This window comes from Pseudoxanthomonas helianthi (assembly GCF_017939625.1).
Taxonomy (GTDB): domain Bacteria; phylum Pseudomonadota; class Gammaproteobacteria; order Xanthomonadales; family Xanthomonadaceae; genus Pseudoxanthomonas_A; species Pseudoxanthomonas_A helianthi.
In genome coordinates, this window is record NZ_JAGKTC010000001.1 from 924,606 (window position 1) to 945,770 (window position 21,165).

General features: G+C 67.3%; 21 protein-coding genes. 13 read left to right on the forward strand and 8 right to left on the reverse strand.

The features are described from left to right. Positions 1 to 117: 117 nt before the first annotated feature. A complete protein-coding gene (locus J5837_RS04160) occupies positions 118 to 726 on the forward strand; it encodes an SGNH/GDSL hydrolase family protein (protein ID WP_210535445.1) in 609 nt (202 codons plus the stop codon). A gap of 149 nt (positions 727 to 875) precedes the next feature. Continuing rightward, positions 876 to 1,805, forward strand: a complete 930-nt coding sequence (grxD, locus tag J5837_RS04165; protein WP_210535446.1) for a Grx4 family monothiol glutaredoxin — start codon at positions 876 to 878, stop codon at positions 1,803 to 1,805. A gap of 40 nt (positions 1,806 to 1,845) precedes the next feature. Here grxD and J5837_RS04170 read toward each other — a convergent pair whose 3' ends face one another. Together J5837_RS04170 and J5837_RS04175 are read right to left on the reverse strand one after the other, a co-directional pair. Continuing rightward, a complete protein-coding gene (locus J5837_RS04170) occupies positions 1,846 to 2,385 on the reverse strand; it encodes a DUF924 family protein (protein ID WP_210535447.1) in 540 nt (179 codons plus the stop codon). A 128-nt stretch (positions 2,386 to 2,513) separates the two neighbouring features. Continuing rightward, positions 2,514 to 3,290, reverse strand: a complete 777-nt coding sequence (locus J5837_RS04175; RefSeq protein ID WP_210535448.1) for an AMP nucleosidase — start codon at positions 3,288 to 3,290, stop codon at positions 2,514 to 2,516. A gap of 106 nt (positions 3,291 to 3,396) precedes the next feature. Between J5837_RS04175 and J5837_RS04180 the strand changes: the two genes are divergently transcribed. The 5 genes from J5837_RS04180 (at position 3,397) to J5837_RS04200 (ending at position 8,402) form a co-directional block, all read left to right on the forward strand. Then, positions 3,397 to 4,815: an amidohydrolase gene (locus J5837_RS04180; protein WP_210535449.1), complete on the forward strand. Its 1,419-nt coding sequence runs from the start codon at positions 3,397 to 3,399 to the stop codon at positions 4,813 to 4,815. A 134-nt stretch (positions 4,816 to 4,949) separates the two neighbouring features. Then, positions 4,950 to 6,194: an amidohydrolase family protein gene (locus J5837_RS04185; protein ID WP_244755609.1), complete on the forward strand. Its 1,245-nt coding sequence runs from the start codon at positions 4,950 to 4,952 to the stop codon at positions 6,192 to 6,194. 120 nt (positions 6,195 to 6,314) lie between these two features. Then, positions 6,315 to 7,259: a DegV family protein gene (locus J5837_RS04190; protein WP_210535451.1), complete on the forward strand. Its 945-nt coding sequence runs from the start codon at positions 6,315 to 6,317 to the stop codon at positions 7,257 to 7,259. Positions 7,260 to 7,316: 57 nt separating this feature from the next. Next, positions 7,317 to 7,661 carry a hypothetical protein gene (locus J5837_RS04195; protein ID WP_210535452.1) on the forward strand — a complete coding sequence of 115 codons (345 nt, stop codon included), beginning with the start codon at positions 7,317 to 7,319 and terminating at the stop codon, positions 7,659 to 7,661. 33 nt (positions 7,662 to 7,694) lie between these two features. Then, positions 7,695 to 8,402: a Dph6-related ATP pyrophosphatase gene (locus tag J5837_RS04200; RefSeq protein WP_210535453.1), complete on the forward strand. Its 708-nt coding sequence runs from the start codon at positions 7,695 to 7,697 to the stop codon at positions 8,400 to 8,402. Positions 8,403 to 8,471: 69 nt separating this feature from the next. Here the strand turns inward: J5837_RS04200 and fghA are convergent, their stop codons facing one another. From fghA to frmR, 3 genes are all read right to left on the reverse strand, one after another. Further along, on the reverse strand, positions 8,472 to 9,299 hold the full coding sequence (gene fghA / locus J5837_RS04205; RefSeq protein ID WP_210536134.1) for an S-formylglutathione hydrolase: 828 nt from the start codon (positions 9,297 to 9,299) through the stop codon (positions 8,472 to 8,474). Between the two features lie 11 nt (positions 9,300 to 9,310). Beyond that, a complete protein-coding gene (locus J5837_RS04210) occupies positions 9,311 to 10,420 on the reverse strand; it encodes an S-(hydroxymethyl)glutathione dehydrogenase/class III alcohol dehydrogenase (RefSeq protein WP_210535454.1) in 1,110 nt (369 codons plus the stop codon). A 111-nt stretch (positions 10,421 to 10,531) separates the two neighbouring features. Further along, a complete protein-coding gene (gene frmR / locus J5837_RS04215; protein WP_210535455.1) occupies positions 10,532 to 10,807 on the reverse strand; it encodes a formaldehyde-responsive transcriptional repressor FrmR in 276 nt (91 codons plus the stop codon). A 120-nt stretch (positions 10,808 to 10,927) separates the two neighbouring features. On the opposite strand from frmR, the gene J5837_RS04220 reads away from it, so the two are divergent. Then, positions 10,928 to 12,616, forward strand: coding sequence for a tetratricopeptide repeat protein (locus J5837_RS04220; protein ID WP_210535456.1), 1,689 nt, complete (start codon positions 10,928 to 10,930; stop codon positions 12,614 to 12,616). Between the two features lie 92 nt (positions 12,617 to 12,708). On the opposite strand, the gene J5837_RS04225 is transcribed toward J5837_RS04220, so the two are convergent. Beyond that, positions 12,709 to 14,088, reverse strand: coding sequence for a glutamate--cysteine ligase (locus J5837_RS04225; RefSeq protein ID WP_425504813.1), 1,380 nt, complete (start codon positions 14,086 to 14,088; stop codon positions 12,709 to 12,711). Between the two features lie 180 nt (positions 14,089 to 14,268). Here J5837_RS04225 and J5837_RS04230 point away from each other — a divergent pair, with 180 nt between their 5' ends. Continuing rightward, a complete protein-coding gene (locus J5837_RS04230) occupies positions 14,269 to 14,961 on the forward strand; it encodes a VIT1/CCC1 transporter family protein (protein ID WP_210535458.1) in 693 nt (230 codons plus the stop codon). A gap of 131 nt (positions 14,962 to 15,092) precedes the next feature. Further along, positions 15,093 to 16,937, forward strand: coding sequence for a glycoside hydrolase family 13 protein (locus J5837_RS04235; RefSeq protein WP_210535459.1), 1,845 nt, complete (start codon positions 15,093 to 15,095; stop codon positions 16,935 to 16,937). A gap of 127 nt (positions 16,938 to 17,064) precedes the next feature. Here the strand turns inward: J5837_RS04235 and J5837_RS04240 are convergent, their stop codons facing one another. Continuing rightward, positions 17,065 to 18,036, reverse strand: coding sequence for a polysaccharide deacetylase family protein (locus J5837_RS04240; RefSeq protein ID WP_210535460.1), 972 nt, complete (start codon positions 18,034 to 18,036; stop codon positions 17,065 to 17,067). After that, a complete protein-coding gene (gene yihA, locus J5837_RS04245; protein WP_210535461.1) occupies positions 18,033 to 18,644 on the reverse strand; it encodes a ribosome biogenesis GTP-binding protein YihA/YsxC in 612 nt (203 codons plus the stop codon). Before yihA ends, J5837_RS04240 begins: the two co-directional genes overlap by 4 nt. A 120-nt stretch (positions 18,645 to 18,764) precedes the next feature. Between yihA and J5837_RS04250 the strand changes: the two genes are divergently transcribed. From J5837_RS04250 to J5837_RS04260, 3 genes are all read left to right on the forward strand, one after another. Continuing rightward, positions 18,765 to 19,598 carry a c-type cytochrome gene (locus J5837_RS04250; RefSeq protein WP_210535462.1) on the forward strand — a complete coding sequence of 278 codons (834 nt, stop codon included), beginning with the start codon at positions 18,765 to 18,767 and terminating at the stop codon, positions 19,596 to 19,598. Between the two features lie 89 nt (positions 19,599 to 19,687). Continuing rightward, positions 19,688 to 20,491 carry a thiol:disulfide interchange protein DsbA/DsbL gene (locus J5837_RS04255; RefSeq protein ID WP_210535463.1) on the forward strand — a complete coding sequence of 268 codons (804 nt, stop codon included), beginning with the start codon at positions 19,688 to 19,690 and terminating at the stop codon, positions 20,489 to 20,491. Further along, positions 20,491 to 21,153, forward strand: a complete 663-nt coding sequence (locus tag J5837_RS04260) for a thiol:disulfide interchange protein DsbA/DsbL (RefSeq protein ID WP_210535464.1) — start codon at positions 20,491 to 20,493, stop codon at positions 21,151 to 21,153. Before J5837_RS04255 ends, J5837_RS04260 begins: the two co-directional genes overlap by 1 nt. Positions 21,154 to 21,165 lie beyond the last annotated feature (12 nt).

A 21,165-nucleotide genomic window follows, 5' to 3' on the forward strand; every position in this document is an offset into this window, starting at 1 on the left:
GCCGTCATCCCGGCGAAAGCCGGGACCCAGCCTTTGGTTCTGCGCTGCCCCCGGAATTTCGCAAATGAACGGCAAGAGCTGGGTCCCGGCTTTCGCCGGGATGACGAGCAAAGGCACATGCCCCTGACCTATCTCGCCCTCGGCGACTCCTACACCATCGGCGAAGGCATCGTGGAAAACGGCCGCTGGCCGATGCAACTCGCGCATGCGTTGCGCGAGGAAGGCATCCCGCTGGCCGATCCGCAGATCATCGCCACCACCGGCTGGACCACCGACGAACTCGACGACGCCATCAGTGCAGCCGAACCGCTGGGCGAATTCGACCTGGTCAGCCTGCTGATCGGGGTCAACAACCAATATCGCGGCCGTAGCCTGGACGAATACCGGGTGCAGTTCGCCGCCTTGCTGTGGCGCGCGGTCGGCTTCACCGGCAACCGCCCGGATCGCGTGCTGGTGCTGTCTATCCCCGATTGGGGCGTTACGCCCTTCGCCGAGGAATCCGGTCGCGATGTCGCGCAGATCGCCCGCGAACTGGACGGATTCAACACCGCCGCGCGCGAAGCCTGCGAGCTGCGCGGCATCCGCTACGTCGACATCACCGAAGCCAGCCGCGAATGCGGTGCCGAACCGGCGATGCTGGCCGACGACGGCCTGCACCCGTCCGCCGCGATGTATGCCGAATGGACGCGGCTGGCGCTGCCGGCGGCGCGGGCGATGCTTTCGTAGGAGCGCACCTGGGCGCGACCAGGCTTTCATGGGGAAAGCGGTCGCGCCCAGGTGCGCTCCTACAAATACACAGCGTTGCCCGGCCGTTACGCCCAGCGGAACCGCACAGGCGTAAAATCATTCCCCCGAATCCCCCGCGAACCCCCGCCATGTCCCTCGACCCCGCCCTGCGCGCGCGCATCGAATCCCTGCTGCAAGCCAACCGCGTCGTGCTGTTCATGAAAGGCCAGCCGTCGATGCCGCAATGCGGCTTCTCGGCCAAGGCCGCCGGTGCGCTCGACTCGCTCGGCGCCGAATACGCCCACGTCAACGTGCTGGCCGACTCCGAAATCCGCGAAGGCATCAAGGCCTACGGCGACTGGCCGACCATCCCGCAGTTGTACGTGGACGGCGAACTGGTCGGCGGCAGCGACATCATCGAGCAGATGACCAACTCCGGCGAACTGGCCACGCTGTTGGGCCTGGAAGCGCCCGACCGCACGCCGCCGTCGATCACCATCACCCCGGCCGCAGCGGAGATGCTGCGCAATGCCGTCGAAGACGCGGGGGCCGGCGCTGCACTGGCACTCGCCATCAATGCGCAGTTCCAGCCCGCGTTCCAGATCGCCCGTTTCGACGCCAACGCGATCGCCGCCGAATCCAACGGCGTGCGCGTGCAGTTCGATCCGGCCAGCGCGCGTCGCGCCGAAGGCATCACCATCGACTGGGTCGACGACATCCGCGGCAAAGGCCTGGCCATCGACAACCCGAACGCGCCCAAGCCGGTGCAGCCGCTGTCGCCGAAGGAAGCCGATGCCAAGGTGCGCGCCGGCGAAGTGCTGCTGGTCGACGTGCGTCCCGCCGAGGAACGCGCCATCGCCGCCGCCAACGTGCCGTTCAAGACCTTCGACGGCAACGGCCGCGCCGAACTGGAAGCACTGCCGAAGGACACCGCCATCGCCTTCCTGTGCCGCAGCGGCGGCCGCAGCCAGCAGGCCGCGGAAGAATTCCGCGCACGCGGCTTCACCAACGTCTACAACGTCGTCGGCGGGATCAATGCCTGGGCGGACGAAGTGGATGCGAGCCTGAGCAAGTACTGATCGCTCTTTTCCTTCTCCCACCGGGAGAAGGATTGAAAGCTCAGCCGCTGAACCCGCCGTCGGCCAGGTAATCGGTCTCTTCCTGCGTCGACTCCCGCCCCAACGCTGCGTTGCGATGCGGGAAACGGCCGAAGCGGGCGATGAGGTCGGCATGCAGATGCGCGTACTTCAAATAGTTCGCATCGCCCAGCGCAGTGAAAAGCTCCAGCGCACGCAGCTGGTCTTCCTGCGCCTCCGAGTGCTCGAAAGGCATGTAGAAGAAGAACCGCATCGCCGGATCGACCCGGCCGTCGAAACCCGCGGCGATAGCGCGGTTCGCGTAATGCCTCGCCAATCCGTCGGTCGCATAGGAATGCGCGCTGCCGCGGAAGCAGTTGCGCGGGAACTGGTCGAGCAAAACCATCAGCGCCAGCGCGCCGTCCGCCGATTCCATCCAGCCTTCCAGCTCACGCCGCGCCGCCGCGTGGTGCGCGTCGAGGAAACGGGCGCGGAACTCGCCGTCAAAGGCATCGTCGCGGGTGAACCATTTTTCGTAGCCGGCGCTGCGCCAGAATTCGATGACCTCGGAAACGGTATTCATGGGCTGCCTGTTTTCGTAGGAGCGCCCATCTGGGCGCGACCGGGAGAAAGATGCGGTGGTGAGCGCTTCGCAGGGCCGGAAACTCCGGTCGCGCCCAGATGGGCGCTCCTACGAAGGCGATTTCTGGTTTACTCGTCGAAGCGCAAATGCCGCACCGACTTGCCGTTGCGGCGAATCAGCTTCAGCGACTCGATGCCGATCTTGATGTGGTCCTCGACGTACTGCGCGCTGACCTTGGCGTCGCTGGCCTCGGTCTTCACCCCTTCCGGGATCATCGGCTGGTCGCTGACCAGCAGCAGCGCGCCGCAGGGGATGCGGTTGGCGAAGCCGGCGGCGAAGATCGTCGCGGTTTCCATGTCGATGGCCATGCAGCGCATCTGCCGCAGGCGTTCCTTGAACGCATCGTCGTGTTCCCACACGCGGCGGTTGGTGGTGTAGACGGTGCCGGTCCAGTAATCGTGGCCGAGGTCGCGGATGGTGGTGGAAATCACCCGCTGCATGGCGAACGCCGGCAGCGCCGGCACCTGCGCCGGCAGGTAGTCGTTGCTGGTGCCCTCGCCGCGGATCGCCGCGATCGGCAGCACCAGGTCGCCGAGCTGGTTCTTCTTCTTCAGGCCGCCGCACTTGCCCAGGAACAGCACCGCCTTCGGCCCGATCGCCGACAGCAGGTCCATCATCGTCGCCGCGTTCGGGCTGCCCATGCCGAAGTTGATCATGGTGATGCCGTCGTAGGTGGCGCTGGGCATGGGCCGGTCCAGGCCGACGATCGGCGCACCGGTCTGCTGGGCGAACACGTTGAGATAGCCGCCGAAATTGGTCAGCAGGATATGTTCGCCAAACTGGTCCAGCGGCACGCCGGTGTAACGCGGCAGCCAGTTTTCGACGATGTCGTTCTTTTCTTTCATTGCCTGTCCTTTGTTATCCGGACCATTGTGTCATGCCGTGCCGGAAGTCACTTGGCAAGGCGGGCGCGGCCGGTTTAGCGTGCCGGGGAATCCCGTGGGGAATGCCATGCATCCGAAAGCCCTCGTCCCGGCCGTCGCGTTCGGCCTTGTCCTGCTGTGCGGCAATGCGCTCGCCGCGTCGCGTTTCACCCAGGATCCGTACCCAAGCACCTACCAGCCGCTGGCGTCGGGTCCGGTGTTGATCCAGCACGCCACCGTGCTGACCGGCACCGGCGAGCGCATCGACGATGCCGACGTGCTGCTGCAGGACGGCAAGGTCGCGGCGGTGGGCAAGGCCCTGGCTGCGCCGGAAGGCGCGACCCGGGTCGACGGCACCGGCAAGTGGGTGACGCCCGGCATCATCGACGTGCATTCGCACCTGGGCGTGTACCCAAGCCCCGGCGTCAGCGCGCACAGCGACGGTAACGAGATGACCTCGCCGGTCACGCCGAACGTGTGGGCCGAACATTCGGTGTGGCCGCAGGATCCGGGCTTCGATACCGCGCTGGCCGGCGGCGTGACTTCGCTGCAGGTGTTGCCGGGTTCGGCCAACCTGATCGGCGGGCGCGGGGTGACGCTGAAGAACGTGCGTTCCACCACCTACCAGGGCATGAAATTCCCCGGGGCGCCGTGGGGCCTGAAGATGGCCTGCGGCGAAAACCCGAAGCGGGTCTACGGACAGAAAGGCGGTCCGTCCACGCGCATGGCCAACGTGGCCGGTTACCGCGCCGCGTTCATCGACGCCGCCGAATACCTGAAGAAGAACGCGCCCAAGCCCAGCGAGCCGAAGAAGAAGCACTGGTGGTCGCGCGCTTCCGGCGGCGACAAGGCCGACAGCTCCGGCGACAGCGGCGGCAAGCGGGATCTGAAGCTGGACACGCTGGCCGGCGCGATCAACGGCGAGATCCGCGTGCACATCCATTGCTACCGCGCCGACGAAATGGCGACGATGCTCGACCTGTCCAAGGAGTTCGGCTTCAAGATCGCCGCGTTCCACCATGGCGTCGAGGCTTACAAGATCGCCGACCGACTGGCCGCCGAAGGCGTGTGCGGCGCGCTGTGGGCCGACTGGTGGGGTTTCAAGATGGAAGCCTTCGACGGCATCCAGGAAAACATCGCCCTGGTCGACCGTCCCGCCAACAGCTGCGCCATCGTGCACTCGGATTCGGAAGAAGGCATCCAGCGCCTCAACCAGGAGGCGGCGAAGGTCATCGCCCATGCGCGACTGGCCGGCATCGAGATACCGCCCGAACGCGCGATCCGCTGGCTGACCTACAACCCGGCCAAGGCGCTGGGCGTGGAGCAACGTACCGGCACGCTGGAGACCGGCAAGATGGGCGACGTGGTGCTGTGGAACCGCAATCCCTTCGGCGTGTACGCGCACGCCGAACAGGTGTACATCGACGGCGCGCGGGTCTACGACCGCGAGGACAAGGCGCGGCAACCCAGGTCCGACTTCCTGCTGGGTCAGGGAGGTGCGCAATGAATACCCCACGAACCATCCTTTCGCCGTCATTCCAGCGGAAGCTGGAATCCATTTTGCTTCTGCGCTTGAAAAAGACAAAAGCAAAGGCAACGTCAAAATGGATCCCGGCGTTCGCCGGGATGACGGCAAAGGGCATGGCTATCGGGGCGCTACTGCTGCTCGCCGGCAACGCCTTCGCCGAGGATTTCTACATCCGCAACGCCACCGTGCACACGGCGACCGCGCAAGGCACGCTGCGCAACGCCGACGTGCACGTGCGCGACGGCCGTATCGTCGCGGTCGGCGCCAATCTGGCGGCGGCGGGCGGCGCCAACGTGTTCGATGCCGGCGGCAAGTCGCTGACCCCGGCGCTGTTCGGCGGCATCACCGAGATCGGGCTGGAGGAAGTCTCGGGCGAGGCTTCCACCGTCGACAGTTCGGTGACGTTGAAGGATGCGCAGCCGGCGCGTCCCGAATTCGACGCGACCCTCGCCTACAACCCCGACTCGGTGCTGCTGCCGGTGGCGCGCATCGAAGGCATCGGCTTCACCCTGGTCGGCGCGAACAACGGCGGCGCCTTCGTCGCCGGACAGGGCGGCGTGGTGCGATTGGACGGCAGCGCCGATCCGATCGGTCCGCGCGCGCTGTTCGTCACCCTGGGCGACGACGCGGCCGAGCTGAGCGGCAAGTCGCGCGCGGCGCAGTGGATGTTGCTCGAGCAGATGGTCGACGAGGCGCGCGGACGCATCCCCGCGACCTCGCCGCATGCGCTGCTGACCCCGGCCGGGCGCGCGACGCTGGCGAAATACCTCGCCGGCAACGGCCGCATCGTGTTCTCGGTCAACCGCGCCGCCGACATCCGCCAACTGCTGCGCTGGGCCAACAAGCAGAAGCTGCGCATCGCCATCGCCGGCGGCACCGAGGCCTGGAAGCTCGGCGACGAGCTGGCCCGCGCGCAGGTGCCGGTGTTCGTCGATGCGCTGGCCGACCTGCCGGCCGATTTCGACCGCATCGGCGCAACCCTGGAGAACGCCGCGCGCCTGCACGCCGCTGGCGTCGTGGTCGGCTTCACCCAGGCCGGCGACAACTCGCACAACGCACGCAAGATCCGCCAGCTGGCCGGCAACGCAGTGGCCAACGGCCTGCCATGGGAAGACGGCCTGGCCGGGCTGACCCGGGTGCCGGCGCAGGCGTTCGGCGTGGGCGACCGCGTCGGCGCCATCGCCCCGGGCAAGCTCGCCGACCTGGTGCTGTGGAGCGGCGATCCGCTCGACGTGTCCAGCGTCGCCGAGAAGGTCTGGCTGGGCGGCAAGGCCATCCCGATGCGCTCGCGCCAGACCGAGCTGCGCGACCGGTACCTGCAGGGCAGCCCGTCGTTCCCGCGCGCCTACTCGAAGTAACGGCACGCCCGCCGGCGTGGCGCAATGCGCCGGCATTCACAGTTTCGGCACCCCGAACGCCCACCGGGGGCGGCATTGCGCTAGTTTCGTGGCGTATTGCACGTTTTCGGGGAGTGGGCCATGCGCATCGGTATCGTCGTCGACTCGACCTGCGACCTGCCGCAGGAATTCCTGCGGGCCAACGACATCGTGCTGCTGCCGATCACCGTGCGCATCGGCGACGCGGTGCTGGCCGACAATCGCGACGAGGAAGCCACGCTCGAGTTCCTGCGCGCGCACATCGCCACGCGCGGCCACGAGGCGGAAACCCAGCCGTTCACCACCCAGCAGATCCGCGACCTGTTCCTGCAACGGCTGGTGGTGGACTACGACCACGTGTTCTGCCTGACCGTGACCCGCACGCGCAGCCCGATCTACGACAACGCGGTGCAGGCCAGCTTCGCCATCCTCAACGAGTACCGGCCGATCCGCCAGGCCGCCGGGCACACTTCGCCGTTCGCGCTGCGGGTGATCGACACGCAGACGCTGTTCGCCGCACAGGGCATCACCGCGGTGGAAGCGGTGCGCCTGCGCAAGCAGGAAGCGAGCGTGGCGCAGATGCGCACGCGGCTGGAGGAACTGGCCGCGAACAGCTACGGCTACATGGTGCCGCGCGACCTGTACTACCTGCGCGCGCGGGCGCGGGCCAAGGGCGACCGCAGCGTGGGCCTGATCGGCGCGGCGCTGGGTTCGGCGCTGGACATCAAGCCGGTGCTGCGCGGCTGGCGCGGCGCCACCGAACCGGTGGCCAAGCTCAAGGGTTTCGAATCCACGGTGGAGAAGTTGTTCGACTTCACCATCGGGCGCATCCGCGCCGGGCTGATGACGCCGACCGTATGCCTGAGTTACGGCGGCGAACTGGACGAACTGCGTTTCCTGCCCGGCTACAACCGCCTGCACAACGAATGCAAGGAACACGGCATCGAGATATACGAATGCGTGATGGGCCTGACCGGCATGGTCAATGTCGGCAAGGGTGCGGTGGTGGTCGGCTTCGCCGCGGCGCCGCACGAATTCAAGGTGTGACCACGCGCGGCTAACGCGATTCGGCTACGCTGGCGGTGTTTTCATGGAGCCGCGACGATGCCGATCCGCTACTACATCAGCCTGAAGAACCCGCAGCAGGCGCGCGGCGGCGATGCCGCCTTCAGCTTCACCGCGCATGGCGCCGAGGAATTCGCTGCGCAGTTGCAGGACGCCTTGCGCAGCGACGCGCTGTTCCGCCGCTGGCGCGACGCGCAGCCCGATCCGGATGCGGTCGATCCGTCGCTGGGCGCGGTCGACGAAGCGGCGACGGTACGCGGCGAATCCGATGACCTGCACGTTGACCTGATCGTGGTCACTTCGATCCCGGGCAGCGTGTTCAAGCACCGGATGCGCCTGCTGGCGGGCAACCAGTGGGAATTGCGTGATGTGTCGGCCGCGTAAGGCACATCCCCGGCGCGACGTCCGGGCCGCGTGATGGCGAAACGGAGCCCGGTCCTGCTGGCCTGGAGCGGCGGCAAGGATTCGGCGTGGACCTTGCACGTGCTGCGCCGGCGCGACGACGTGGAAGTCGTCGGCCTGCTGACCACGATCACCCGCGAGGACGGCCGTTCCTCGCTGCAGGGCATCCGTCGCGATGTGCTGCTCGCCCAGGCGCGGGCCGCGCGGCTGCCGCTGCTGGAAGCGGCGATCCCGGCGAATTGCCGCAACGAAGACTATGAGTCGGCGATGTCGACCGCATTGGCCGATGCGGCGACGCGCTGGCCGGAGCTGCGCACGGTCGCATTCGGCGACCTGTTCCTCGAGGACATCCGCGCCTGGCGCGTGCGCAACCTGGCGCGGATCGGCTGGGAGGCGATCACGCCGCTGTTCGGACGCGATACCGCACGCCTGGCGCGTGAAATGATCGAGGGCGGCTTGCGCGCGACACTGTGCTGCGTCGACACGCAACAGCTGGATGCTCGGTTTGCCGGGCGCACGTTCGACGCCGCGTTGCTCGACGCGTTGCCCGCGAACGTCGACCCGTGCGGCGAAAACGGCGAGCTCCATACCTGCGTCGAGGCCGGCCCGATGTTCGACGCGCCCTTGGCATTGGCGCAGGGCGAAACCACGCTGCGCGACGGACGCTTCGCCTGCACCGACTTCACCCTGCGGATGCAGGAGCGCACCTGGGCGCGGCCGTAGTTTTTCCGCCGCGGCGAAGACGCCGCGTAGCGCAATTGTTCGCAGTCGCGCCGAGGTGCGCTCCTACAATTACTTCATTGCCGCGGCATGCCAGGCGATGTGCTCGCCGATGAAGCTAGAGATGAAGTAATAGCTGTGGTCGTAGCCAGGCTGCATCCGCAAGGTCAGCGGATGGCCCGCGGCTTCGCACGCCGCTTCCAGCAGCCGCGGGCGAAGCTGGGTTTCGAGGAACTCGTCGGCATCGCCCTGGTCGACCAGCAGGGGCAGCTTCTCCTTCGCCGAACCGACCAGTTCGACGGCGTCGTACTGCTTCCACGCTTCGCGATCGTCGCCGAGATAGGCGGCAAAGGCCTTTTCGCCCCACGGCACCTGCGTCGGCGCGACGATCGGCGAGAACGCCGACACGCTGCGGTAGCGGCCGGGATTGCGCAACGCGATGGTCAGCGCGCCGTGCCCGCCCATCGAATGCCCGCTGATCGCCCGCGCGCCCGTCGCCGGGAAGTTCGCCTCGATCCATGCCGGCAGCTCATCGACGATGTAGTCGTACATCCGATAGCGCTCCGCCCATGGCGCCTGCGTGGCGTTGACGTAGAAGCCCGCGCCCTTGCCGAGGTCGTAACCTTCCGCGTCGGCCACGTCGTCGCCGCGCGGACTGGTGTCGGGCGCGACCAGGATCAGGCCATGCTCGGCGGCGTAGCGTTGCGCGCCGGCCTTGGTGATGAAATTCTGCTCGGTGCAGGTCAGGCCGGACAGCCAGTACAGCGCCGGGCACGGACCGTGCGCGGCCTGCGGCGGCAGGTACACGCCGACGTTCATGTCGCAGCGCAGGGCTTCCGAACGGTGGCGGTAGACGTCCTGCCAGCCACCGAAGCAGGCGCGGTGTTCGATGCGTTCCATCATGCTGCGCCTCAGTAATGGACGACGGAACGGATCGACTTGCCTTCGTGCATCAGGTCGAAGGCCTCGTTGATCGCCTCCAGCCCCATGGTATGGGTGACGAACGGCGCCAGTTCGATCTCGCCTTTCATCGCGTCCTCGACCATGCCGGGCAGCTGCGTGCGGCCTTTCACTCCGCCGAACGCCGTGCCCATCCATTTGCGCCCGGTCACCAACTGGAACGGCCGCGTGGAAATCTCCTGCCCCGCGCCGGCCACACCGATGATCACGCTCTGCCCCCAGCCGCGATGCGCGCATTCCAGCGCCGCGCGCATCACGTTGACGTTGCCGATGCACTCGAACGAATGGTCGACGCCCCAACCGGTCATCTCCACGATCACCTGCTGGATCGGCTTGTCGTGGTCCTTCGGATTGACGCAATCGGTCGCGCCCATCGAGCGCGCCAGTTCGAACTTCGACGGATTGGTGTCGATCGCGATGATGCGTCCCGCTTTCGCCTGGCGCGCGCCCTGCACCACCGCCAGGCCGATGCCGCCAAGGCCGAACACCGCAACGCTGTCGCCCGGCTGCACCTTGGCGGTGTTGTGCACGGCGCCGATGCCCGTGGTGACCCCGCAGCCGAGCAGGCAGACCTGTTCGTGGTTGGCCTCCGGGTTGATCTTCGCCAGCGACACCTCGGCGACGACGGTGTACTCGCTGAAGGTGCTGCAGCCCATGTAGTGGTAGATCGGCTGGCCTTCGTAGGAAAAGCGCGTGCTGCCGTCGGGCATCACGCCCTTGCCCTGGGTCGCGCGCACGGCGACGCACAGGTTGGTCTTGCCGGACTTGCAGAATAGGCATTCGCCGCATTCGGCGGTGTACAGCGGAATCACGTGGTCGCCCGGCTCGACGCTGGTAACGCCTTCGCCGACCTCGACGACGACGCCCGCGCCTTCGTGGCCGAGCACGCAGGGGAACAGGCCTTCCGGGTCGTCGCCGCTGAGGGTGAACGCATCGGTGTGGCAGACGCCGGTATGGCTGATCTTCACCAGCACCTCGCCCTTGCGCGGCGGTTCGACGTCGATCTCGACGATCTGCAGCGGCTGGCCTGCGGCGAAGGCGACGGCGGCACGGGATTTCATGGCGTTCTCCTGTGGTGGTTGTTTGTGCAGAAGCGGTGTTGTGGGCGGCTATAGCCGCGATGCTTTGATGAAACCCATCGCGGCCATAGCCGCTCCCACAAAAGCCCGCTTCTACTTGAGATAGGAACGGACCAGCGCGACCGCGGCGTCGATGCCGTCGCCGCGCTTGCCGGCGGCCTTGCCGGCCTGGCCGAATTCCTCGCGCAGATGGCTTTCCAGCACTTCCGACATCAGGCCGTTGACCGCACCGCGCACGGCGGCGAGCTGCTGCAGCACCGGTGCGCAGTCGGCGCCCGTTTCCAGCGCGCGCTCGAGCGCATCCAGCTGGCCGCGGATGCGGCGCACGCGGGCCATGGCCTTCTTCTTGTCTTCCGGAGAATGCGGCATCTGGGCGATCCGGTTGATACTGGCGGGGAGTATACGCCCGCAATCCGGCGAGTGCCTTGTCCGGTTGCCTCCCGCACGCCGCGTTATGGTTGGAATAGGCCCATCGCAGAGGCGATCCCGATGACCCGTCGATCCTTGCTCCTGCCGCTACCCGCGATCCTGGCGGCCGTCCTGCTGGCGAATTGCGGCTCCGGGCCGACTCCGGCCGACAACACCTCATCCGCTCCCACTCCCACGGTTTCCGCCGTGCCCTTGTTCGACACTTTCGGCGATCTGCATCGCGACATCGGCAGCAAGGTGCCGGCCGCGCAGCGCTATTTCGACCAGGGCCTGCGCATGGCCTACGGCTTCAACCACGAAGCGGCGGGACGGGCCTTCGCCGAAGCGGCGCGGCTCGACCCGGATTGCGCCATCTGCCTGTGGGGGCAGGCGCTGGTGCTCGGGCCGAACATCAACCTGGCGATGCAGCCCGATGCCGTCGCACCCGCATCGGCGCTGGCGAAGCAGGCGCTGGCCCGCGCCGGAAACGCGCGGCCGGCCGACCGCGCATTGATCGAAGCCCTCGCACGGCGCTACGTCGATCCGGCGCCGGAAGACCGCAAGCCACTCGATGTCGCCTATGCCGACGCGATGGCGAAGGTCGTGCGCGACTTCCCCGACGACGACGACGCGGCGACGCTTTACGCGGAAGCCTTGATGGATCTCACGCCCTGGGCCTACTGGACGGCCGAGGGCCAGCAGACCGAACACACGCCTCAGATCCTTGGGTCGCTGGAGCGCGTGCTGGCGCGCAATCCACGCCACATCGGCGCGATCCACTATTACATCCACGCCACCGAAGCCTCGCCGACCCCGCAACGCGCGGAGCGCTACGCCGATACGCTGGCGGCGCTCGCCCCGGGCTCGGGCCATCTGGTGCACATGCCCGCGCACACCTACATCCGCCTCGGCCGCTACCACGATGCGACCCTGATCAATTTCGCCGCAAGCACCGCCGACAAGGATTTCCTCGCGGTGTGCCGCGGCAGCAACGGCGTCTACCCGTTGGGCTACGTGCCGCACAACTGGCATTTCGCCACGCTGACGGCCGGCATGACCGGATCGCGCACGCTGGCCTTGCAGGCGGCGGAACAGACGGCCAAGCGCGCCGATCGCACCACGATGGGCGAACCGCCGCTGCAGTTCATGCAGCAGTTCGTGGTGACCCCCCTGCTCACCCAGGTCCGCTTCGGCGATTGGGACGCGATCCTGGCCGATTCCGCTGCCACGCCAGAACTGCCCTATCCCGCCGCGATCCGCCATTTCGCCCGCGGCATGGCCCACCTGCGCAAGGGCGCGCGAGCCGAAGCCGCCCGCGAAGCCGACGCACTGCACGCGATCGCGCGCGACCCGGCCATGGCGAAGGTGAGCTTCTCCGACATCAATCACGCGGATGCCGTGCTGAAGGTCGCCGACGCCCTGCTGCGCGGCGAACTGCTGCGAGCGCAAGGCAAATCCAGGCAGTCGCTGGCTGCGCTGCGCGAAGCCGTCGCTGCCGAAGACGCGTTGACCTACAACGAACCCGCCGACTGGCCGTTGCCGGTACGCCCCTATCTGGGCGCCGCCCTGCTGGAAACCGGCGACGCCAAGGGCGCGATGGCAGCCTTCCGGCAGGACATGAAAACCTATCCCGACAACGGCTGGTCGCTGTTCGGCCTGGCGCAGGCGCAGCAGAAGCTGGGACAGGTCGACGCCGCGCGCGAGACCTCGCGCCGGCAGGCGGCCGCGTGGCAATGGGCCGACGCGCCGCTGACCGCAGCGCGCTATTAGGGGGAATCCGTGGGAGCGACCTTGGTCGCGAATGCTTCTGGCTTAGGATCAAGAGCAGTCGCGACCAAGGTCGCTCCCACAAGAGCCAAGACTCAGTAAGCGAACTCGCGGAACACGGGATCCACGCTGCCGTTCCACTCGCCCCGGAACAGCTTGAGCTTGCGTTCGGCCGACGTCTCGTTGGCTTCGGCGATTTCGACCAGGGTGTCGAGGAAACCGCTCTCGTCCACGCCCTTCGCATTGAGCCTGGCGCGGCGCTTCAAGCCGGCGACGGAAATCTTCAACGCCTCGATGGCCAGCTCGCGTACCGTCGCGCCACGGAACGGCAGCTTCAGCGCGTGCTTCGGCACGCCGTCGCGCAATGCGTGGCGCTCGGCCAGGGTGAAGTCCTTGACCAGGTCCCAGGCCGCGTCGAGCGCCGCATCGTCGTACAGCAGACCGACCCAGAATGCCGGCAACGCGCAGATGCGATTCCACGGACCCGAGTCGGCACCGCGCATCTCCAGGAACTTCTTCAACCGCACTTCCGGGAACGCCGTGGTCATGTGGTCCGACCAGTCGCGCAAGGTCGGCAACGCGCCGGGCAGCACGTCGAGCTCGCCCTTGAGGAACTTGCGGAACGACTTGCCGCTGGCGTCGTGGTACACGCCATCGCGGTAGGAGAAGTACATCGGCACGTCGAGCAGGTAGTCGACATAGCGTTCGTAACCGAAGCCGTCCTCGAACACGAAGTCGAGCATGCCGGTGCGGTCGGCATCGGTGTCGGTCCAGATGTGCGAACGGTAGCTCTGGTAGCCGTTGGGCTGCCCTTCGGTGAACGGCGAATCGGCGAACAACGCCGTCGCCACCGGCTGCAGCGCCAGCGACACGCGGAACTTCTTCGCCATGTCCGCTTCGGTCGCGTAGTCCAGGTTGACCTGCACGGTGCAGGTGCGGGTCATCATGTCCAGGCCGAGCTGGCCGACCTTGGGCATGTAGCTGCGCATGATCTTGTAGCGGCCTTTCGGCATCCACGGCATCTGATCGCGCCGCCACTTCGGCTGGAAGCCCATGCCGAGGAAACCGAGCTGCAGTTCGTCGGCGACCTGCTTCACTTCCTTCAGGTGGGTGCCGACCTCGACGCAGGTCTCGTGGATGGTCTCCAGCGCGGCGCCGGACAGCTCCAGCTGGCCGGCCGGCTCCAGCGTGACCGACGCGCCGTCGCGGGACAGCGCGATGGTGCGTCCGTTCTCTTCGACGGGATCCCACCCGAAACGAACCAGGCCCTTCAGCAATGCCTCGATGCCGCGCTCGCCATCGAACTCGGGCGGGCGCAGGTCGTCGAGGCGGAAGCCGAACTTCTCGTGCTCTGTGCCGATGCGCCAGTCCGCGACGGGCTTTTCGCCGGAAGCGATGTAATCGACCAGTTGCTTGCGGTCGGTGATCGGCGTGTCGGCGACGTGGCTGGGACTGGACAAGGCTACGGCTCGCACTGGATCGGAGCGATGCCGGAACGCGGCCTCGCGGGATGGGCACTATAGCCTGCCGACCGCAGCACAGCGTTGCCGCCGCGCGGCTTCAGCATTCCATCGGCGCGGCTTGCGAGGCCGCCTCGACCGGGCCTTGTACGGCCATTATGCTGAGCTTCCCGACTGCCGCCATCACGGACACGCATGCCACGCCACCTCGAACGGCATAACTTCGAAAGCGCCGGTTGGCTGCGCGCGGCAGTGCTGGGAGCCAACGACGGCATCATCTCGACCGCCGGCCTGATCGTCGGCGTCGCCGCCAGCGGCGCGAACGGCACGACCCTGCTCGCGACCGGTCTCGCCGGCTTGGTCGCCGGGGCGATGTCGATGGCCGCCGGCGAATACGTGTCGGTGAAATCCCAGGCCGACATGGAAAAGGCCAGCCTCTCGCAGGAAACGCGCGAACTGGCCGACGATCCGCAATCGGAACTGGACGAACTGACCCGGATCTACCAGCAACGCGGCCTGCAGGCCGAGCTCGCCCGCGAAGTCGCGCGGCAGCTCACCGCCCACGACGCGCTGGCCGCGCATGCGCGCGAGGAGCTGGGCATCACCGAAACCTTGCGCGCCCGTCCACTGCAGGCAGCGATGGCCTCGGCTGCGGCATTCACCGCGGGCGCCGTGGTGCCCATCCTTGCCGCCTGGCTGGCGCCCGAGCAGCGCGCCGGCATCACGACCACGGTCGTCAGCCTGCTCGGGCTGCTGGGTTCTGGCGCCTTGGCCGCGAAGACCGGCAACGCGCCCATCATGCGGGGCGCGTTGCGCGTGGGCTTCTGGGGTGCGCTGGCGATGGCGGCGTCGCACCTGATCGGGATGCTGTTCAACGTGCGGGTTTGAATCGATAGCCGGTTCATTCCGGCATCCGATGCTGCACCGCCGCGCATACGAATTCATCGAGCGGCGCGTTGTCGGCCTGCCGACGCGCTTGTAGCCTCGGCCGGATCGATTCCACGACACCGGGGACTGCCATGCGCTTGGCGACGATGCTCTGCCTGTTCCTCCTGACGGCCGTGCCGCCGCTGCACGCGACCGTCATCGACCATCTCGAGCCCGCCAACTGGTGGATCGGCATGAAGCGCAACCGGGTCGAGCTGATGGTGCATGGCGAGGGCATCGCCGCGGCGACGCCGAAGCTGCAGCGCGCTGGCGTCGCCATCGTCGACGTGCAGAAGACCGAAAATCCCAACTACCTGTTCGTCACCGTCGAGGTCGCGGCGGACGCGAAGCCCGGCGCGTTCGACATCGAGTTCGTCGAAGGCGGCAAGGTGGTGGCGAAGCATCCATGGCGGCTCGATGCGCGCGCGCCGGGTTCCGCGCAGCGGCGCGGTTTCGACAAGCGCGATGCGATCTACCTGATCACCCCCGACCGTTTCGCCAATGCCGACCCGCGCAACGACAGTGCCGCCGGGATGAAGGAAGCCGCCAACCGCTCGGATCCGAATGGCCGCCACGGTGGCGACATCGCCGGCATCCGCAAGCACCTGGACTACATCGCCGGCCTCGGTTTCACCCAGATGTGGATCACCCCGGTGCTGGAAAACAACCAGCCGGGCTTCTCCTACCACGGCTATGCGATCACCGACCTGTACGGCACCGACCCGCGTTTCGGCAGCAACGACGATTACCGCGCCCTGTCGAAGGAAGCGCGCGCCCGCGGCGTCGGCCTGATCATGGACGTGGTGCTGAACCACATCGGTTCCGAACACTGGTGGATGAAGGACCTGCCCAGCGCCGACTGGATCAACAACGGCGGCAAGTTCACCCCGGACAACCATCGCCGCACCACCATCCAGGATCCGCACGCCGCGCCGGGCGACCGCAAGGGTTTCCTCGAAGGCTGGTTCGCCGAGGCGATGCCCGACCTCAACCAGCGCAACCCGCATCTGGCGACCTACCTGATCCAGAACAGCTTGTGGTGGATCGAGTATGCCGGCCTGTCGGGCATCCGCGAGGACACCTTCGGCTATTCCGACACCGACTTCCTCAGCGTCTGGGCGAAGGCGGTGATGGACGAGTACGCCGGCTTCGCCATGGTCGGCGAAGAATGGAGCGCGAACCCGGCCATCGTCGCCCATTGGCAGCACGGCAAGGCCAATCCCGACGGCCACGTGCCGTACATGACCAGCATGATGGATTTCCCGGTGCATATCGCCCTGCGCGATGCGCTGGTAAGGCCGGAAGGCTGGGACGGCGGTTGGACCCCGTTGTACGAAGCGCTGGCCAACGATTTCCTGTATCCGGATCCGGACGACCTGGTGGTGTTCGCCGAAAACCACGACACCACGCGCGCGCTGGCCCAGGTCAACGGCGATGTCGGCCTTTGGAAACTGGCGATGGCCTATGTCGCCACGGTACGCGGCATCCCGCAGTTCTATTACGGTTCCGAAGTGCTGATCGAAGGCCCGCACGAACGCAAGGACGGCGAACTGCGCGCCGACATGCCCGGCGGCTGGGTGGGCGACCAGGCGAACGCTTTCACCGGGGCGGGGTTGAGCGCGGCGCAACGCGACGCGCAAGACTACGTGCGCAAGCTGTTCCAGTGGCGCAAGCGCACGCCGGTGCTGCATACCGGCAAGCTGCAGCACTTCGCGCCCGTCGATGGCGTGTACGTGTACTTCCGTTACGACGGCAAGAAAACGGTGATGGTCGCCTTGAACCGGAACCCGCAAGCGTCGACGCTGGCAATGGATCGGTTCTCCGACTTCGCCAAACCCGGCGACCGCGCCAACGATGTGCTGGCCGGCAAGGCGGTGACGCTGGGCACGTCGCTGGCGCTTCCGGCGAAATCGGCGACCATCCTCGAACTGGACTGACCCGCCCTGTAGGAGCGCCCCTGGGCGCGACCAAGGAATGACGTTGCGCGGAGAATTCCCGGCGGCGATGTTTCCCGGTCGCGCCCAGGGGCGCTCCTACAACGGCTAGGTTCTCGCCGCGCCGGCGTTATTCGGACTCGACGCCAGCCAGGTCCAGCACCCATTGCGGGACCAGCGGTTCGCCGGCATAGAACTCCTTCGGTTTCTTCTCCGCCATCGCCCAGCGATGCAACCAGCTGGGGCCCCAGCGGCCCGTGTAGCCATCGGGCCGTTGGTAGGCGGGATCCTTCATCGCCTCGTCCAGCGTGACGAAGCGATAGCCGCGTTGGCGCGCGCCGTCGACCAGGGCGACGAAGCTGTCGGCATTCAATTCGTTGGCGTGCATCAGCCAGACCTGCGGCAATGCGTAGCCGAGCAGCGCCTGCGACTGCTTTTCGTAGTAGTCGAGCTTTTCCAGCATGTAGGGCACGTAGCCTTCGCGCAGCCGGCGCAGCAGCGCTTCGCGTTCCGACGCGCGGGCAGGATCGTTCATCACGTTGGCATAGGCGAAGGCCCAGACCCATTCGCCGTTGTCGACGGTGACCGGGGCCACCTTGTAACCGTGCCCGGCGAGGAAATCGACGACGGCCTGCTTCTCTTCGGCGGTACGGCCGGCACGCAGGTACGGATGGCGGAACCACCGCGGGGTTTTGCCGTACCTTGCCATCAGCGGGCGCAACTGGCGCTCGCCATCGAGGATTTCCTGCTTGTACGCGTCTACGCCAACGGCATGCAGGTCGGCGTGCGAATAGGTGTGGTTGCCGAGTTCGAAACCGGCGTCGAGCCAGTCGCGCAGCATCGCCACGCGTTGCAGCTGCACCTTGCCGTCGACTTCCAGTTTCTTTTCGTTGACGAAGCCGACGATGGGCACGTCCGCACGCTTGAGCGAGGCGATCAGCTTCTCGTGGCGCGCCTGCAGGTCGGGCGTGGCGACATCGCCCAGCCGCGCCCATGGCAGGTCGTCGATGGTGACGGCGATGCGGCGGTCGGGTTCGGCGGCGTTGGTCGGCAGCGAGATGAGCAGCAACAAGAAAGCGAGCAAACGTTGCGTGGTACTCATAGTCCCAACCACCCCGCCACCACCGCGCGCGCTTCCTCAACGCCCTGCTTCGATTCCGCCGAGAACGCCTGCACCCCGACGGTGTCGCCATAAGCCGAGAACAACTCGTTCTTCACCTTGCGCAAGGTGTCGGACTGCTGGCCGCGGCCCAGTTTGTCGGCTTTGGTCAGCAGCGCGTGGGCGGGGATGCCGCGGCGCACGGCGTAGCCGAGCATCTGCCTGTCGTAGTCCTTCAGCGGATGGCGGATGTCCATCACCACCACCAGGCCCTTCAGCGCCTGGCGATGGGCGAAGTATTCGTCGATGAAGGCCTGCCAGTGCGCCATCAGCTCCTGCGGCACCTTGGCGTAGCCGTAGCCGGGCAGGTCGACCAGCAGCTTCTGCGGCTTGATCTCGAAATAGACCAGCTGCTGGGTACGTCCGGGGGTCTTCGACACCCGCGCCAGCGCGTTGTGCCCGGCCAGCGCATTGAGCGCGCTGGACTTGCCGGCATTGGAGCGGCCGGCGAAGGCGACTTCGACCCCATCGTCGGGCGGCAATTGGCGGGCGGTATGCGCGGAGAGCAGGTAACGCGCGGCGTTGAGCGGGTTCGGAGCGGGATTGGCCATGCGGGTAGGATGGCATGAAGGGGCCGCCGAATTGACCGTTCCGCACTGCCGCGTCGATAATCCCCCGGTTCCGCGGCCGCTGGGGCGGCCGCTTCTTTCAATGGGTTACGGAGCTTTAGCATGCGCCACGCTCGCGTTTGGGGACTGGCCGGATTGGCCATTGCGACGGTGGGGGCAGTGGCCTTCGCCCAGACCACGGTTGCGCCCTTGCCCAGCGAGAACCCGGTGCAGACCGCGCCGCTGGAGATCGACCTGAGCAAGACCCACTGGGGCGACGCGAAGGCCGGGCAGACCAAGGCTTCGGCCTGCGCGGCCTGCCACGGCGCCGACGGCAATTCCGCCGTGCCGACCTACCCGCGCATCGCCGGCCAGAGCGAGCGCTACATCGCCAAGCAGATGGCGCTGATCGCCAGCGGCCAGCGCACCGGCGCGGCGGTGGCGATGCTGCCGTTCGTGCAGAACCTCAACGCGCAGGACATGCGCGACATCGGCGCCTACTTCGCCACCCAGAAGGGCGGCGCCGGCCTGTCCGACGACACCGCGATCGCCGAGGGTCCGTACAAGGGCATGAAGTTCTACGAAGTCGGCCAGCAGCTGTACCGTGCAGGCGACGCCAGCCGCGGCATTCCCGCGTGCATGGCCTGCCACGGCCCGACCGGCGCCGGCAACCCCGGCCCGGCCTACCCGCACGTCGGCGGCCAGCACCAGGAGTACGTGGTCGCGCGCCTGCAGGCTTACCGCGCCGGCACCACGACCGAAAAGGACCCGGCCCATTTCAACATCATGGCGCAGGTCGCCCATGGCCTGACCGACCAGGACATCCAGTCGCTGGCCAGCTACCTGCAGGGCCTGCACAACCGCGCCGACGACGAGGCCGCGGCCAAGCTGCCGGCCAAGCCGGCCGCTCCGGCTCCGGCCGCCACGGAAGCCGCGCCGGCGCCGCAGCAGTCGTAAGCCGGCCTGCGGGGCCAGCTTCGGTTCATCGCGCCGGCCCCACCATGGCCGGCGCTTTCGTTTTCAACGCACGCTTGGGAATCAAACGCATGAAACTCCGTCTTGCCTTCGCCCTGCTGGCCACGCTGGCCGTCGCCGCGTGCGCACCGAAGCAGCCCGAAACCACGCCCACCCCTGCCGCAAGCGAGAGCGCCCCCGCGCCCGCAGCAGCGGCAGCCGGCGAAACCGCTGCCGCCCCAGCCCCCGTCGCCACGCCGGCGGCCGATGCGGCCCCGGAAGCGCCGCGCCCGGCGCCGACCCCGTACACCGGCCCGGCGCTGGTGCCCGGCGTCGACTATGTCGAAGTCCCCGGCGGCCAGCCGTTCGAGCCGCTCAACGGCAAGATCGAAGTGGTCGAGTTCTTCAACTACATCTGCCCGGCCTGCTACTCGTTCAAGCCGACCTTCGAGGCCTGGGAGAAGAAGCAGGCCGCCGACGTGCGCGTGACCCTGGTGCCGGCGACGTTCCGCCCCGATTTCACCGCCTACGCCAAGGTCTACTACGCCGCCGAAGCGCTGGGCATCGCGGGCAAGAGCCATGACGCGGTGTACCAGGCCATCCACCTGCAGCACACGCTGCCGGGCGAAGGCGACCAGATCGACGAGGACAAGATCGCCGCGTTCTATGCGGCGTACGGCACCGACGCGGCGACCTTCAAGGCCACGATGAACAGCTTCGCCGTCGCCGGCAAGGTCAACCGCGCCAAGCAGTTCATGACCCGCAGCCAGATCGGCGGCACGCCGTCGCTGATCGTCAACGGCAAGTACCTGGTCAAGGGCAAGAACTGGGAAGACATGGTCCGCATCGCCGAGGGCCTGGTCGCCCAGGAGCGCGCCGCCGGAGGCGCCCGCTGATGCGCTTGCGCGCCTGGCTTGCCGTCGCCGTGTTCGCTTCGGCGTCGTTCGCGGCGCAGGCGGCGACGCCTGCCGCCGCGCCCGTGCTGGGCAGCGAATACATCGAAATTCCAGGCGGACAGCCGTTCGCGCCGGCGCCGGGCAAGATCGAAGTGGCCGAAGTATTCGGCTACGTCTGCCCGCACTGCGCGCATTTCGAACCGCAGCTGGCCGCATGGCAGGCCCGCCAGCCGGCCGACGTCAAGCTGACCCGCGTGCCTGCGCCGTTCGGCGGCTACTGGTTGCCGTATGCGCGCGCCTATTTCGCGGCCGAGCGCCTGGGCGTGGTCGGCAAGACCCACCAAGCGATGTTCGACGCGCTGCATGTCAACGGCACGCTGCCGATCCAGAACGTCTCGATCGACGAGCTGGCCACGTTCTACGCCGGTTACGGGGTCAAGCCGGAAACCTTCTCCGCGACCATCCGCAGCGCGGAGATCGACGCGCAGATCAAGCACGCCGAGGATTTCCTGACCCGGTCCGATACCGATTCCACGCCGGCGTTGATCGTAGCGGGCCGTTACAAAGTCATCGGCGCGAAGAGCTACGACGACCTGCTGCGCATCGCCGACGCGCTGGTGGCAATGGAACGGGCCAAGCGGCGCGGCGGCAAGGCCAAATAGTTTTCCGCCGGA

Bases quoted from the DNA above. Each gene is read 5' to 3' on its own strand.
- J5837_RS04160 (WP_210535445.1), top strand. From the start codon at position 118: ATGCCCCTGACCTATCTCGCCCTCGGCGACTCCTACACCATCGGCGAA.
- grxD (WP_210535446.1), top strand. From the start codon at position 876: ATGTCCCTCGACCCCGCCCTGCGCGCGCGCATCGAATCCCTGCTGCAA.
- J5837_RS04170 (WP_210535447.1), bottom strand. From the start codon at position 2,385: ATGAATACCGTTTCCGAGGTCATCGAATTCTGGCGCAGCGCCGGCTAC.
- J5837_RS04175 (WP_210535448.1), bottom strand. From the start codon at position 3,290: ATGAAAGAAAAGAACGACATCGTCGAAAACTGGCTGCCGCGTTACACC.
- J5837_RS04180 (WP_210535449.1), top strand. From the start codon at position 3,397: ATGCATCCGAAAGCCCTCGTCCCGGCCGTCGCGTTCGGCCTTGTCCTG.
- J5837_RS04185 (WP_244755609.1), top strand. From the start codon at position 4,950: ATGGCTATCGGGGCGCTACTGCTGCTCGCCGGCAACGCCTTCGCCGAG.
- J5837_RS04190 (WP_210535451.1), top strand. From the start codon at position 6,315: ATGCGCATCGGTATCGTCGTCGACTCGACCTGCGACCTGCCGCAGGAA.
- J5837_RS04195 (WP_210535452.1), top strand. From the start codon at position 7,317: ATGCCGATCCGCTACTACATCAGCCTGAAGAACCCGCAGCAGGCGCGC.
- J5837_RS04200 (WP_210535453.1), top strand. From the start codon at position 7,695: ATGGCGAAACGGAGCCCGGTCCTGCTGGCCTGGAGCGGCGGCAAGGAT.
- fghA (WP_210536134.1), bottom strand. From the start codon at position 9,299: ATGGAACGCATCGAACACCGCGCCTGCTTCGGTGGCTGGCAGGACGTC.
- J5837_RS04210 (WP_210535454.1), bottom strand. From the start codon at position 10,420: ATGAAATCCCGTGCCGCCGTCGCCTTCGCCGCAGGCCAGCCGCTGCAG.
- frmR (WP_210535455.1), bottom strand. From the start codon at position 10,807: ATGCCGCATTCTCCGGAAGACAAGAAGAAGGCCATGGCCCGCGTGCGC.
- J5837_RS04220 (WP_210535456.1), top strand. From the start codon at position 10,928: ATGACCCGTCGATCCTTGCTCCTGCCGCTACCCGCGATCCTGGCGGCC.
- J5837_RS04230 (WP_210535458.1), top strand. From the start codon at position 14,269: ATGCCACGCCACCTCGAACGGCATAACTTCGAAAGCGCCGGTTGGCTG.
- J5837_RS04235 (WP_210535459.1), top strand. From the start codon at position 15,093: ATGCGCTTGGCGACGATGCTCTGCCTGTTCCTCCTGACGGCCGTGCCG.
- J5837_RS04240 (WP_210535460.1), bottom strand. From the start codon at position 18,036: ATGAGTACCACGCAACGTTTGCTCGCTTTCTTGTTGCTGCTCATCTCG.
- yihA (WP_210535461.1), bottom strand. From the start codon at position 18,644: ATGGCCAATCCCGCTCCGAACCCGCTCAACGCCGCGCGTTACCTGCTC.
- J5837_RS04250 (WP_210535462.1), top strand. From the start codon at position 18,765: ATGCGCCACGCTCGCGTTTGGGGACTGGCCGGATTGGCCATTGCGACG.
- J5837_RS04255 (WP_210535463.1), top strand. From the start codon at position 19,688: ATGAAACTCCGTCTTGCCTTCGCCCTGCTGGCCACGCTGGCCGTCGCC.
- J5837_RS04260 (WP_210535464.1), top strand. From the start codon at position 20,491: ATGCGCTTGCGCGCCTGGCTTGCCGTCGCCGTGTTCGCTTCGGCGTCG.